This is a genomic window from Streptomyces lunaelactis, from assembly GCF_003054555.1.
Lineage (GTDB): Bacteria > Actinomycetota > Actinomycetes > Streptomycetales > Streptomycetaceae > Streptomyces > Streptomyces lunaelactis.
Genome location: NZ_CP026304.1, coordinates 5,894,003 through 5,908,161 on the forward strand (window position 1 = coordinate 5,894,003; position 14,159 = coordinate 5,908,161).

A 14,159-nucleotide genomic window follows, 5' to 3' on the forward strand; every position below is an offset into this window, starting at 1 on the left:
TCTGCGTTCAGTTCTGCAGGGAGCCGATCCCCGACACCAGCAGCAGGGTGAAGCGGCGGGCCCACTCATCGTCCACCGGTTCGGCGCTTACCAGCGCCCGGTGCACCACCGCGCCCGCCACCACGTCGAAGATCAGGTCCGTGTTGCGGGCTGCCGCCCCGGGGTCCTCCTCGTACGGCAGCTCGCCACGGGCCTGGGCGCGCTCCCGGCCCTGAACGACCAGCCGCTTCTGCCGGTCGACGATCGCCGAGCGGATACGGACCCGCAGCGCGTCGTCACACGTCGACTCCGCCACCACCGCCATCAGCGCGGTCCTGGCCTCGGGCCGGGCCAGCAGCGCCGCGAACTGCAGCACCACGCCCTCCACATCGGCGACCAGACTTCCGCGGTCGGGCAGCTCGAGCTCGTCGAAGAGGACCGCGACGGCGTCCACGACCAGCTCGTTCTTGTTCGTCCAGCGGCGGTAGAGCGTGGTCTTGGCGACCCCGGCCCGGGTGGCGACGTCTCCCATCGTCAGCTTCGACCAGCCCAGCTCCACGAGCGCCGCACGGGTCGCCTCGAGGATCGCGGCATCGGCCTCGACGCTGCGAGGACGTCCCGTACGACCGGTACGTGCGGATTTGGGGCGGGTGTGGCTGCACATGACGGCGACCATACCGGCGGGTAGGCGATCTGCTGTGAGCCAGTTCACCGGAGGAATCTCACACGCGGGAGAGCTGGTGCAGATACGCTACGGCTCGTAGCGAAAGCTTTGACCGGCTCGAGCGACGACCACAGGCGCCAGGTGGGGACCCGGTGTCGAACATTCTGTCCAGTACGGCGGTCTGTCGGCCGCACTTTTCACATGCGTGCGCGGAGGGGGGAGGATGTACTCATGCAGCCTAGGAACATGTCCATGAGCGGCGTCGTCGACCTCGCCGCGGTGAAGGCGGCCGGTGAGGCCAAGGTGAAGGCGGAGCAGGCGCGCGCCGAAGCCGCCCGCCAAGGTGGCGGCGGTGCCGTACCCCCTTCCAGTCTTGTGATCGATGTCGATGAGGCGGGCTTCGAGCGCGATGTCCTGCAGCGCTCCGCCGAGGTCCCGGTCGTCATCGACTTCTGGGCCGAGTGGTGCGAGCCGTGCAAGCAGCTCAGCCCGCTGCTGGAGCGGCTGACGCAGGAGTACGGCGGCCGGTTCGTCCTCGCCAAGATCGACGTCGACGCCAACCAGATGCTGATGCAGCAGTTCGGGGTCCAGGGCATCCCGGCGGTCTTCGCGGTGGTGGCCGGCCAGGCCCTGCCCCTCTTCCAGGGCGCGGCGCCCGAGGCCCAGATCCGCGCCACCCTCGACCAGCTGATCCAGGTGGCCGAGGAGCGCTTCGGCCTGACCGGCGTCGCGGTCGACGCGGAAGGCGCGGAAGGCGCCGGCGCCGAGGCGGACGCGGCCCCTGCCGCGGTGCCCGTCGGTCCGTACGACGCCCTGCTGGAAGCCGCCGTACAGGCGCTCGACGCGGGCGACTTCGGTGGCGCGGTCCAGGCGTACAAGAACGTCCTCTCCGACGATCCGGGTAATACGGAGGCGAAGCTGGGCCTCGCCCAGGCCGAACTTCTCGCCCGGGTGCAGGACATGGACCCGGCCAAGGTCCGCCAGGACGCGGCCGAGAACCAGAGCGATGTGCGGGCCCAGATCGCGGCGGCCGACCTGGAGCTGGTCGGCGGTCATGTGGAGGACGCGTTCGGCCGGCTCGTCGACACCGTGCGGCGCACGGCGGGCGAGGACCGCGACGCGGCGCGGGTGCGGCTGCTCGAACTCTTCGAGGTGGTCGGTCCGGACGATCCGCGGGTGACTGCGGCGCGTTCGGCGCTGGCGCGCGTGCTCTTCTGATTCTGCTGATCCGACTCTGCTGAGTCATGTTTGAAAGACCTGTACCGAACGCTCTGTTCAGCCAGGTCTGACGGGTTTGCGGCGGTGGCGTCCGGGGGGCGCCGCCGCCGTTTTGGCGACAGAGTGACAAAGCACGGCCGTACTTTGCCAAAACTTGGCAATTGAGGGTGCTGTTACTCGCAGTAAATCAACTCGCTTGTTCTGTCCGCTTATTAGCGGCAATCACCCCTTCTGTTGGGTCGCTCGACGGCACCCTGTGTGGCTGCCCGACATCAGGCCGTCGTGGCGTGGTTATCAGCCCGTTACTAGTGAGTAACGAACCCCCTTGTGTCGCGGCCGGGAATGGACCACGATCGGCGACGCTCGGTCCAATACACACCAGCTCGGCCCCCAGCCGTGCCACGGAACTTTTGGGTCCCCACCGGGTGGACCGGCGGCAGTGGCGCCGGTCGTGGACAGGGGGGTTCCTGCCGAACGGCGGGGCCTGTCCAGCAGGTTGTGCGTGATAAGCGTCAGGCGCGACCAGTGGTTGTCGCTCGGGGGTGATCGCCGGTGTTTCGGACGCAGTTCGCGCCTGAAGAACGGGCGCTCTCCTTCCCGAGGACGTAGCACTTCTCCCATCCCAGGACGGACCCACGGTCCGGACCGGAGATGTACGTCCGAGAAGGAGGAAAGTCATGGAGTCTTTGGCTCGTGGCGGAACCAGATGGAAGCGGTTCGCCCTAGTCATGGTGCCGAGTGTGGCCGCAACGGCTGCGATAGGCATCGGTCTGGCACAGGGGGCGCTCGCCGCGTCCTTCGCCGTGTCCGGCCAGGAGTTCAAGGTCACGGCCGGTCATCTCGACGGTCGCGGCTTCGCCCAGTACGGCGGCGTCGACATGGGATACGCGGACCTGAAGGGTGACGCGAAGACTGCGCACCCGGTCGCGATCTCGACCTTCAAGAACGCCACGATCAACAACATGTGCCAGTCGGTCGTCACCGACGTGCCGTTCGTTGGCAAGATCACCCTGAAGCTGAAGGCCGGCGAGGGAAAGACTCCGGTATCCGCGGAGAACCTTTACCTCGACGTGTCCCAGCTGGACGCGGACGCCACGTTCGAGAACATCGACATCGGCGTCGCGGCCAAGGACACGGACAACCCGGGCACGGGCAAGGGTCCGGCCGTCAAGGACAAGTCGATCCTTGAGAACGGGTTCGCGCAGCAGGCCGACCGCGCCATCCTCGACAACGTCGAGCAGAAGGCGTGGGCGACGACTGCCGGCACGTTCAAGCTGAGCGGTCTGAAGATGCGTCTGCTCAAGGGCTCCGGCGACGGGGTCGAGTGTTTCTGACGGTCATCCCGTCCGGGCGGGCGGGGAAAGCATTCGCAGCTTCGCCCGCCCGCCCAATTCTTCACACAGCAACGCCAGTTCCAGGGAGCTGTTTTCCATGAGCGCCGAGTCTTCAGTGTCACCGGGGCGGGACGAGCACTACCTCCGCGTCTTTCGGCGGTTCTTCCGCACCTGGCGGGGGCAGCGGCCCTTCTGGGCGGGTCTGTTCACCCTGCTCGGCGGAATCCCCATCGCCTATCTCCCGTACGCGAGCCTCAAGCTCGGCCACATGACGCTCTCGATGTCGACCACCGCGGGCGCGGGCTCGCTCATCATCGGCGTATTGCTGATCACGCTCGGCCTGACGATGTGGTTCCACGCCATCGTCCGGGTGTTCGCGGGTGTCGCCACGATTCTGCTGGCGCTGATCTCCATCCCGGTCGCCAATCTGGGCGGCTTCATCGTCGGCTTCCTGCTCGCGCTCACGGGTGGTGCGCTCGCACTGTCGTGGGGGCCCGGCAAGCCTGCGGCCGCAGCAGAGCCGGCTGTGACTCCCGAGCCGAAGTCCGAGCCCGATCCGGCGGGAGCACCCGTACCGGAGCAGTGGGACGGCCACGGCACGGACGCGCACGAGACAACCATCGAAGCCAACGGCGGGAGGAACAGTGCCGGGTGACGTCACATCGCTGACCACGGCTGGAGGCGACGGGGCGGAGGTCAGAAAGGGGCCGCGCCACGCGGCCCCCAGGAAGTCGCTGCTGACCAAGCTGCAGAGGCCCGCGGGCAAGGCGATAGCCCTGGCCGCGATGCCGACCGCCGTCTTCGTGGGCATGAGTCTCACCCCCAAGCTGGCATTGGCCGAGGACAAGGACATTCCGTTCGCGCCGGGTCCGTGCGTGACCCGCTCGGACGAGCCGGTGGAGTCGGAGTCGCCGTCTCCCTCGGAATCGGCGAAGCCGTCCGAGTCCCCGTCGGAGAAGCCCGAACCGAGCCCGAGCGCTTCGGAGGGCGACAAGCCCGCCGATGAGCCGACGCCGGGCACGACCCCGTCCGCGTCCGAGTCTGCGGACCCGAGGACAGCTGCGACTCCGGCTCCGACCCCGAGCGAGACGAAGACGACGAACCCGCTGGACCCGTTGGGTGTGGGCGACGCGATCAAGGACCTGCTGGACGGCCCCGACAGCGAGCCGACGGCGAGCCCGACGCCGACCGCCTCCGCGACCAGCAAGCCGTCCGAGGAGCCGTCCGAGGAGCCGTCGGCGACGCCTTCCACCGAGCCGTCCGAGAAGCCGACCACGAAGCCCACCGACACGGTGGACGACGCGGCGGGCGACACGGCGGACAAGACCAAGGACGCCATCAAGGACGCGGCGGACAAGGCCGGTGCGACGACGGAGGAGCTGGACGAGGCGGTCAAGAGTCTCGACCCCAAGCTGGACGTCGACGTTCCGGACGGGGCCAAGCCGCCCTTCCCGTGCCCGACCGCGGATCCGAAGGCCCTTGCCGAAGCCGATCTGGAACAGGGCCGCCCCCTGCTCCCGGACGACCCGTGGATCCTGGAGAGCTCGCTGCTCACCCTGAAGGGCCTGGACTACCACGGCATCGTCGAGGTGAAGACGGGCAGCGGCAAGATCAAGAAGGTCCTGAAGTTCACTGCATCGAGCGTGGACATCAAGGACCTCCACCAGCTGGTGGTCGGCCCGAAGGGCACCACGGCGCACGTCGAGGCGGACAAGGGCTCCACCTCGACGATTCGCAACGGCGAGGTGACCATGTACACGGAGGAGCTGAAGGGCAACCTCTTCGGCCTCATCCCGATCACGTTCAGCCCGGAGACGCCTCCGCCGCTGAATGTTCCCTTCGCCTTCTTCACCAACGTGAAGGTGACGCAGGCGGGCCAGTTCGGCGGGACGCTGACGGTTCCCGGCCTGAGCAACTACTTCACCGGCGGCAACAACTAAGACCTTTCCGGGAGCCGCACAAAGGCTGTGGGCCGCACCCCTTGTCGGGGGTGCGGCCCACAGTCGTTGTCCCGGTTGCTCTATGAACCGGCCGAGTCGCCTCCCAACCACTCGCCCTGTCAGGGCCGTTGACAAATCTCATAACTACTAGAAACCTGTCACTCGCGTACCGCAAAACATTGACTGATTCGCTCAATTTTGTAAGCAAGCTCTGCGATTTCCCGGCAGGTGCCCTGCTCACTCGCCTGCTGCCGTTCCACGCTCGCCCTCCACCGGCGCACCGGCAGCCCGCCGCCCGTCGGTATCCGCGGGACGCAAAGCGCAACGCGCCCCCACGGGTACCGGCGCGTCGCACCGCTGTCCCGGTTCCGCCGCCCCACGGCACCCCACGGAACAAAGAGGACATCATGAGATGGACGCAACTCGGACGGCGGCTCATCGCCGGCCTTGGGCTCGCCGGATTGATCGTCGTCGGGCTTCTGCCCGTCACCGCCGCTGCGGGGACCTTCCCTGACGCCCCCAACGCCCTCAACGCCTCCGCCGCGGAAGGACCCAACCTCGCCCTGGGCAAGGCCGCCACGGCCAGTGGATCGCACAGGGAGTATTCGGCTGCCAACGTCACCGACGGCAGTCAGCAGAGCTACTGGGAAGGCCCTGCCGGTGCCTTTCCGCAGTGGGTTCAGGTCGACCTCGGGAGCAGCGTCGGCGTCAATGAAGTGGTGCTGAAGCTGCCGTCCTCCTGGGAGGCGCGCACCCAGAACCTCAGCGTGCAGGGGAGCACGGACGGGAGCGGATTCAGCACTCTCTCCGCCCCGGCCGCCCGGGTGTTCAACCCGGCCGCGGCCGCGGCCAACACCGTCAGCGTCGCCTTCACCGCCACGAACGTCCGCTACGTACGCGTGCATGTGACCGCCAACACCGGGTGGAACGCGGCGCAGCTCTCCGAGCTGGAGATATACGGCGAGGATTCCGGCAACCCGCCCCCGGCCGGCACCAACCTGGCCCGTAACAAGCCGATCGAAGCGTCCTCGACCACTCAGACCTACGTCGCGGCCAACGCCAACGACGACAGCGTGAACACGTACTGGGAGTCCAGCGGCTTCCCGTCGACGCTGACCGTGAAGCTCGGTGCCAACGCGGACCTCGAGGCAGTCGTCATCAAGCTCAACCCCGACGGGGCATGGGGCACACGGACGCAGAGTGTGCAGGTGCTCGGCCGTGAGCAGTCCGGCACCGGGTTCACTTCGCTCAAGGACCGGGCCGACTACAGCTTCAATCCGTCCGGGAACCAGAACACCGTGACGATCCCGGTCAGCGGTGGCTACGCCGATGTGCAGTTGAAGTTCTTCAGCAACAACGGCGCGACCGGCGGGCAGGCCGCCGAGATGCAGGTCATCGGAACCGCCGCACCCAACCCGGACCTGACCGTCACGGAGCTGGCGTGGACTCCCGCGTCGCCGTCCGAGAGCGACTCGGTCACGGTGAACGCCACGGTGCGCAACGCGGGTACGGCCGCCGCCGGTGCGACCACCGTGAACGTCAGTCTGGCGGGCGTCGTCGCGGGCAGTGCCCCCGTCAGCGCGCTCGCCTCCGGCGCGTCGGCGACCGTCCCGGTCGTGGTCGGCAAGCGGCCGATGGGCAGCTACACCGTCACGGCAGTGGTCGACCCGACCGACACGATCCCTGAGCAGGACAACAGCAACAACAGCCGTACGGCAGCGACCAATCTGGTCGTCGGACAGAGCCCCGGCCCCGACCTCGAGGTCACCGGAATCACCTCCAACCCCCCGAACCCGGCCGTCGGAGCAGCGGTGACGTTCACCGTCGCGGTGCACAACCGCGGGACCGCCGCGGTGAGCGCGGGCTCGGTCACCCGCCTGGCCGTGGGGAGCACCACGCTCAACGGCACGACCGGCGCGATCCCCGCCGGCGGCACCGTCAACGCGGCCATCAGCGGCAGCTGGACTGCCACCAGCGGCGGAGCGACCCTCACCGCCACGGCCGACGCGACCGGCGTCGTCGCCGAGACCAACGAGAACAACAACGTGTTCGCCCGCTCCGTCGTGGTCGGGCGCGGGGCCGCCGTGCCGTATGCCGAGTACGAGGCGGAGGACGCCCAGTACCAGGGCACGCTCCTGCATGCCGACCAGAAGCGCACCTTCGGTCACACCAACTTCGCCACCGAGTCGTCCGGACGCGAGTCGGTACGGCTGAACTCCTCGGGCCAGTACGTGGAGTTCACCTCCACCGGCGCGGCGAACTCCATCGTCGTGCGCAACTCCATCCCGGACGCACCGGGCGGCGGCGGCAACGAGGCCACCATCAGCCTCTACGTCAACAACACCTTCGTACGGAAGCTGAACCTCTCCTCCAAGCACAGCTGGCTGTACGGCAACACCGACCAGCCCGAGGGGCTGACGAACAACCCGGGGGCCGACGCCCGGCGGCTGTTCGACGAGTCGCACGCACTGCTCGCGCAGACCTATCCGGAGGGCACGAAGTTCCGGCTGCAGCGGGACGCCACCGACTCGGCGCCCTTCTACATCATCGACCTCATCGACCTGGAGCAGGTGGCGCCGGCGGCGAGCCAGCCCGCCGGATGCACCTCGATCACGTCGTACGGAGCCGTGCCCAACGACGGCATCGACGACACGGACGCCATCCAGCGCGCGGTGACGGCGGACCAGAACGGTGAGATCGGCTGCGTGTGGATCCCGGCCGGGCAGTGGCGGCAGGAGCAGAAGATCCTGACCGACGACCCGCTCAACCGGGGCGAGTTCAACCAGGTGGGCATCAGGGATGTCACGGTCCGCGGCGCGGGAATGTGGCACTCGCAGCTCTACACGCTCACCCCGCCGCACCAGGCGGGCGGCATCAACCACCCGCACGAGGGCAACTTCGGCTTCGACATCGACGACAACACCAAGATCTCCGACATCGCCATCTTCGGTTCCGGCACCATCCGCGGTGGAGACGGCAACCACGAGGGCGGCGTCGGCCTGAACGGGCGGTTCGGCAAGAACACCAAGATCACCAACGTCTGGATCGAGCACGCCAACGTCGGCGCCTGGGTCGGCCGCGACTTCTCCAACATCCCGGAGCTGTGGGGACCCGGTGACGGGCTCGAGTTCAGCGGCATGCGGATCCGCAACACCTATGCCGACGGCGTCAACTTCGCCAACGGCACACGGAACTCGACGGTGTTCAATTCCCACTTCCGCAATACCGGCGACGACGCGCTGGCAGTGTGGGCCAGCCGTTATGTGAAGGATCCGTCGGTGGACATCGGGCACGACAACCACTTCCGCAACAACACGATCCAACTGCCCTGGCGCGCCAATGGCATTGCCGTGTACGGCGGCTACGGCAACACGATCGAGAACAACCTGATCTACGACACGATGAACTACCCCGGCATCATGCTGGCCACGGACCACGACCCGCTGCCCTTCTCCGGGCAGACGCTGATCGCCAACAACGCGCTGCACCGCACGGGAGGCGCGTTCTGGAACGAGGACCAGGAGTTCGGGGCCATCACGCTCTTCGCGGCCGGCCAGGACATCCCGGGTGTCACCATCCGCGACACCGAGATCCACGACTCGACGTACGACGGCATCCAGTTCAAGACGGGAGGCGGATCGGTGCCGGGCGTCGCGATCAACAACGTCCGGATCGACAAGTCCAACAACGGGTCCGGGATCCTGGCCATGGGAGGCGCCCGCGGCAGCGCGACGCTGACCAACGTGACCATCACCAACTCGGCGGACGGCAACGTACTGATCGAGCCGGGATCGCAGTTCGTGATCAATGGCGCTGCCGGAGGGGCCAAGGCGCCGAAACCGGCGGGACCGGCCGCGGGTGTGCGAGTGCCCCATCCGGCCACACGACAGCCGTGATCAGCGGCAGCTCTGAGGCACGCGCCTGAGACGCGACGGTGCCCCGGCCTCCACCAGAGGCCGGGGCACCACCCGCGTCAGACCGGGACACCACCCGCGTCAGAAGGGACGTCAGCCCCGCGACTCTCCGCCCAAGTGGTGCACCCGCACCATGTTCGTCGTGCCCGGCACCCCGGGAGGGGACCCCGCCGTGATGATCATGACGTCGCCCTCGTTGTAGCGCTGGAGCTTCAGCAGTTCCGCGTCCACCAGGTCCACCATCGCGTCCGTGTTGTCCACGTGCGGAACCACGTACGACTCCACGCCCCAGCTCAGCGCCAGCTGGTTGCGGGTCGCCGGGTCCGTCGTGAAGGCCAGGATCGGCTGCTGGGTGCGGTAGCGGGACAGGCGGCGGGCCGTGTCGCCGGACTGGGTGAAGGCGACCAGCGCCTTGCCGTCCAGGAAGTCCGCGATCTCGCAGGCCGCGCGGGCCACCGAGCCGCCCTGGGTGCGCGGCTTCTTGCCCGGGACCAGGGGCTGGAGGCCCTTGGAGAGCAGCTCCTCCTCCGCCGCGACCACGATCTTCGACATCGTCTTGACCGTCTCGATCGGGTACGCGCCGACGGAGGACTCCGCGGAGAGCATCACCGCGTCGGCGCCGTCGAGGATCGCGTTGGCGACATCGGACGCCTCGGCGCGTGTCGGGCGGGAGTTGGTGATCATCGACTCCATCATCTGGGTCGCCACGATCACCGGCTTGGCGTTGCGGCGGCACAGCTCGATGAGCCGCTTCTGCACCATCGGGACCTTCTCGAGCGGGTACTCGACGGCCAGGTCGCCGCGCGCCACCATCACGCTGTCGAACGCCATCACGACGTCCTGCATGTTCTCGACGGCCTGCGGCTTCTCCACCTTGGCGATGACGGGGACGCGGCGGCCCTCCTCGTCCATCACCTTGTGGACGTCCTTGATGTCGCTCGCGTCCCGTACGAAGGAGAGCGCGACCAGGTCGCAGCCCATACGGAGCGCGAAGCGGAGGTCCTCGACGTCCTTCTCGGACAGGGCGGGGACGTTGACCGCCGTGCCGGGCAGGTTGATGCCCTTGTGGTCGGAGATCACACCGCCCTCGACGACGATCGACTTCACCCGCTGGCCCTCGACCGCGACGACCCGCAGTTCGACATTGCCGTCGTTGATGAGGATCTGGTCGCCCTTGGAGACATCCCCGGGCAGACCCTTGTACGTGGTGCCGCAGATCGACTTGTCGCCGGCGACATCCTCGGTGGTGATGGTGAACTCGTCGCCACGGACCAGTTCGACCGGTCCCTCGGCAAAGGTTTCCAGACGGATCTTGGGACCCTGGAGGTCCGCCAGCACGCCCACGGCGCGGCCGGTGTCCACGGACGCCTTGCGCACGCGGTGGTACCGCTCCTCGTGCTCAGCGTGGGTTCCGTGGCTCATATTGAATCGGGCCACGTTCATGCCGGCCTCGATGAGCGCTTTCAGCTGCTCGTAGGAGTCGACGGCGGGGCCCAGTGTGCAAACGATTTTGGAACGGCGCATAAGGCGGATCCTATCGGTTTGTTTCGACGCGGAATATTCCGTCTGGTGGAAAGTACAAATGGGCGGTGTTCCGCTCAGGCGTTGCCCGCCTCGGAAGCGCCCGTGACCAGGGCGAATGTCTGCTGGGCGATCTCCAGCTCCTCATCGGTCGGGACCACGGCCACCGCAATTCGGGCATACGGCGCCGAAATAATCCGCGCCTCGTCGGACCGTACGGCGTTCAGCTCGGCGTCCAGCGCCAGACCGAGCTCCTCCAGCCCCGCCACGGCAGCCTCCCGCACCGGCGCCGCGTTCTCACCGACCCCGGCCGTGAACACCACCGCATCCACCCGGCCGAGCACCGCGTAGTACGCGCCGATGTACTTCTTCAGCCGGTGGATGTAGATGTCGAAGGCGAGCCGCGCGCGCTCGTCGCCCTCCTCGATCCGGCGGCTGATCTCCCGCATGTCGTTGTCGCCGCACAGACCGACCAGACCGCTCTTCTTGTTGAGCAGTTCGTCGATCTCGTCCACCGACATTCCCGCGACCCGCTTGAGATGGAACGTGACCGCGGGGTCGATGTCACCGGAGCGGGTGCCCATCACCAGACCCTCCAGCGGCGTCAGCCCCATCGAGGTGTCCACGCAGCGGCCGCCCGCGACGGCCGAGGCGGAGGCGCCGTTGCCGAGGTGCAGCACGATCACGTTCACCTCGGACGGGTCCTTGCCCAGCAGGGCAGCCGTCCTGCGGGAGACGTACGCGTGCGAGGTGCCGTGGAAGCCGTAGCGGCGGATCCGGTGGGTGTCCGCGGTCTCGACGTCGATCGCGTAGCGCGCCGCCGCCTCCGGCATCGTCGTGTGGAAGGCGGTGTCGAAGACCGCGACCTGCGGGAGGTCGGGGCGCATGGCCCGGGCGGTACGGATGCCGGTGACGTTCGCCGGGTTGTGCAGCGGGGCGACGGGGATCAGCCGCTCCACCTCGGCGAGCACCTCCTCGGTGATCACGGTCGGCTCGGTGAACCGCAGCCCGCCGTGCACCACCCGGTGGCCGATCGCCGCCAGCTCGGGGGAGTCCAGGCCGAGCCCGTCGTGCGCCAGTTCCTCGGCGACCGCCTTCAGGGCCGTGCTGTGGTCGGCGATCGGGCCGGTGCGCTCGCGCTTCTCGGCGCCGTCGCCGGTCAGCGGGGTGTGCACGAGCCGGGACGTCTCCTCGCCGATCCGCTCGACGAGACCGACCGCCAGCCGCGAACTGTCGCGCATGTCGAGAAGCTGGTACTTCACCGACGAGGAGCCGGAGTTGAGGACGAGGACGCGAGTGGCGGCACGGGCAGCGGCACGGGCAGCGGGAGGGGTGGCGGGAGGGGTGGCGGCGGGGATGGCGGTCATGCGGGGAGCTCCTCACCCTGGGACTGGATCGCGGTGATCGCGACCGTGTTCACGATGTCGCTGACCAGCGCGCCCCGCGACAGGTCGTTGACCGGCTTGCGCAGACCCTGCATCACCGGCCCGACGGCGACGGCGCCGGCCGAGCGCTGCACGGCCTTGTAGGTGTTGTTGCCGGTGTTGAGGTCCGGGAAGATCAGCACCGTCGCCCGGCCCGCCACCTCCGAGTCCGGCAGCTTCGTCGCCGCGACGGACGGCGCGACCGCCGCGTCGTACTGGATGGGGCCCTCGATCCGCAGATCCGGACGTGACTCCCGCACCAGCTTGGTCGCCTCGCGCACCTTGTCGACGTCCGCGCCGGAGCCCGAGGTGCCCGTGGAGTACGAGAGCATCGCGATCCGCGGCTCCACACCGAAGCGGGCCGCCGTCACCGCCGACTGGACCGCGATGTCCGCGAGCTGCTCGGCGTTCGGGTCCGGGTTGACCGCGCAGTCGCCGTACACCAGCACCTTGTCGGCGAGGCACATGAAGAAGACCGAGGACACGATCGACGTGTCCGGCCTGGTCTTGATGATCTCGAAGGCGGGGCGGATCGTCGCGGCCGTGGAGTGAACCGCGCCCGAGACCATGCCGTCGGCCAGGCCCTCCTGGACCATCAGCGTGCCGAAGTAGTTCACGTCGGCGACGACGTCGTACGCGAGCTCCACCGACACGCCCTTGTGGGCGCGCAGCCGCGCGTACAGCTCGGCGAAGCCCTGGCGCAGCTCGGAGTTCACCGGGTCGATCAGCTGGGTGGAGCTCAGGTCGATGCCGAGGTCCGCGGCCTTCCTGCGGATGACCTCGGTGTCGCCGAGCAGGGTCAGATCGCAGACGTCGCGGCGCAGCAGTACGTCGGCGGCGCGCAGCACCCGCTCCTCCGTGCCCTCGGGCAGCACGACCCGGCGCCGGTCGGCGCGGGCCTGCTCAAGGAGATCGTGCTCGAACATCATCGGGGTGACCCGGCTGCTGCGGGCCAGCGCGATCCGGGCCAGCAGGTCTCCGGTGTCGACATGGCGCTCGAAGAGGCCGAGCGCGGTCTCCGCCTTGCGCGGCGTGGAGGCGTTCAACTTGCCTTCCAGCCCGAAGAGTTCGGCCGCGGTGGGGAAGCTGTTGCCGGCGACGGAGATCACCGGGGTGCCGGGCGCGAGCCGGCACGCCAGAGTGAGGATCCCCTCGCTCGGCCGCTCGTTCAGCGTCAGCAGTATGCCCGCGATGGGCGGCGTGCCCGCGGAGTGCGCGGCGAGCGCGCCCACCACCAGATCGGCGCGGTCGCCGGGGGTGACCACCATGCAGCCGGGGGTCAGGGCGTTCAGGAAGTTCGGCAGCATCGCACCGCCGAAGACGAAGTCCAGCGCGTCCCGGGCCAGGCCCGCGTCGTCGCCGAGCAGCACCGTGCCGCCCAGGGCATGGGTGATCTGGGCGACCGTGGGCGCGGCGAGCGCCGGGTCGTCGGGGAGCGCGTAGCAGGGCACGGGGACGCGGGCCGCCAGCCGCTCGGCTATGGACGCGCGCTCCTCGGCGGCGACCCGGTTGACGACCATGGCGAGGACATTGCAGCCCAGCGCCTCGTACGCGCGATAGGCGTTACGGGTCTCCGCCCGCACCGACTCGGCGGTCCGGCCCTTGCCGCCCACCACCGGGATCACCGAGGCGCCGAACTCATTGGCCAGGCGGGCGTTGAGCGCCAGCTCGTCGGGGAGCTGGGTGCCGGAGTAGTCCGTACCGAGGACGAGCACGACCTCGTACTCCCGCGCCACCCGCAGGAAGCGCTCGACGAGCTGGGAGACCAGCTCGTCGGTACCCTTCTCCGCCTGGAGCGCCGATGCCTCGTGGTAGTCCATGCCGTACACCGTCGCCGGATCCTGGGAGAGCCGGTAGCGCGCACGCAGCAGGTCGAAGAGCCGGTCGGGGCCGTCGTGCACGAGCGGGCGGAACACTCCCACCCGGTCCACCTGGCGGGTCAGGAGCTCCATGACTCCCAGCTCGACGACCTGGCGGCCGTCTCCGCGGTCGATCCCGGTCACGTACACGCTGCGCGTCACGCGTGCTCTCCCGTCCATGGTGTGGCGTACGCCCACGCTGTGGCGTACATATCGGGCTGAATCCGGCAAATCGTGGCCGGTTCCGGGGCGTGCGAAAGAGCCGCTCGGGGGCGGCATGGCCCTCTTGACAATACCTCCGCGGGT

At 68.6% G+C, this 14,159-nt stretch carries 9 protein-coding genes; 5 read left to right on the plus strand and 4 right to left on the minus strand.

Features of this window, described 5'->3' with window-relative positions:
* Positions 1-7 precede the first annotated feature (7 nt).
* Complete coding sequence (locus SLUN_RS27375; protein WP_108152657.1) at positions 8-655, minus strand: TetR/AcrR family transcriptional regulator; 648 nt, start codon at positions 653-655, stop codon at positions 8-10.
* A gap of 219 nt (positions 656-874) precedes the next feature.
* On the opposite strand from SLUN_RS27375, the gene SLUN_RS27380 reads away from it, so the two are divergent.
* The 5 genes from SLUN_RS27380 to SLUN_RS27400 all read left to right on the plus strand — a co-directional run bounded on the left by SLUN_RS27380 (position 875) and on the right by SLUN_RS27400 (position 9,031).
* Complete coding sequence (locus SLUN_RS27380) at positions 875-1,861, plus strand: tetratricopeptide repeat protein (RefSeq protein WP_175314062.1); 987 nt, start codon at positions 875-877, stop codon at positions 1,859-1,861.
* A gap of 677 nt (positions 1,862-2,538) precedes the next feature.
* On the plus strand, positions 2,539-3,195 hold the full coding sequence (locus tag SLUN_RS27385; RefSeq protein ID WP_108152659.1) for a DUF6230 family protein: 657 nt from the start codon (positions 2,539-2,541) through the stop codon (positions 3,193-3,195).
* A 97-nt stretch (positions 3,196-3,292) separates the two neighbouring features.
* Complete coding sequence (locus SLUN_RS27390; RefSeq protein ID WP_108152660.1) at positions 3,293-3,850, plus strand: DUF6114 domain-containing protein; 558 nt, start codon at positions 3,293-3,295, stop codon at positions 3,848-3,850.
* Positions 3,840-5,135: a hypothetical protein gene (locus SLUN_RS27395; RefSeq protein ID WP_108152661.1), complete on the plus strand. Its 1,296-nt coding sequence runs from the start codon at positions 3,840-3,842 to the stop codon at positions 5,133-5,135. Before SLUN_RS27390 ends, SLUN_RS27395 begins: the two co-directional genes overlap by 11 nt.
* A 407-nt stretch (positions 5,136-5,542) precedes the next feature.
* Entirely contained in the window at positions 5,543-9,031 is a 3,489-nt protein-coding gene (locus tag SLUN_RS27400; protein WP_108152662.1) for a CARDB domain-containing protein, read from the plus strand.
* Positions 9,032-9,142: 111 nt separating this feature from the next.
* Here SLUN_RS27400 and pyk read toward each other — a convergent pair whose 3' ends face one another.
* The 3 genes from pyk to pta all read right to left on the minus strand — a co-directional run bounded on the left by pyk (position 9,143) and on the right by pta (position 14,015).
* Positions 9,143-10,573: a pyruvate kinase gene (gene pyk / locus SLUN_RS27405; protein ID WP_108152663.1), complete on the minus strand. Its 1,431-nt coding sequence runs from the start codon at positions 10,571-10,573 to the stop codon at positions 9,143-9,145.
* 74 nt (positions 10,574-10,647) lie between these two features.
* A complete protein-coding gene (locus SLUN_RS27410; protein WP_108152664.1) occupies positions 10,648-11,937 on the minus strand; it encodes an acetate kinase in 1,290 nt (429 codons plus the stop codon).
* A complete protein-coding gene (pta, locus tag SLUN_RS27415; protein ID WP_108152665.1) occupies positions 11,934-14,015 on the minus strand; it encodes a phosphate acetyltransferase in 2,082 nt (693 codons plus the stop codon). Before pta ends, SLUN_RS27410 begins: the two co-directional genes overlap by 4 nt.
* Positions 14,016-14,159: the final 144 nt, after the last annotated feature.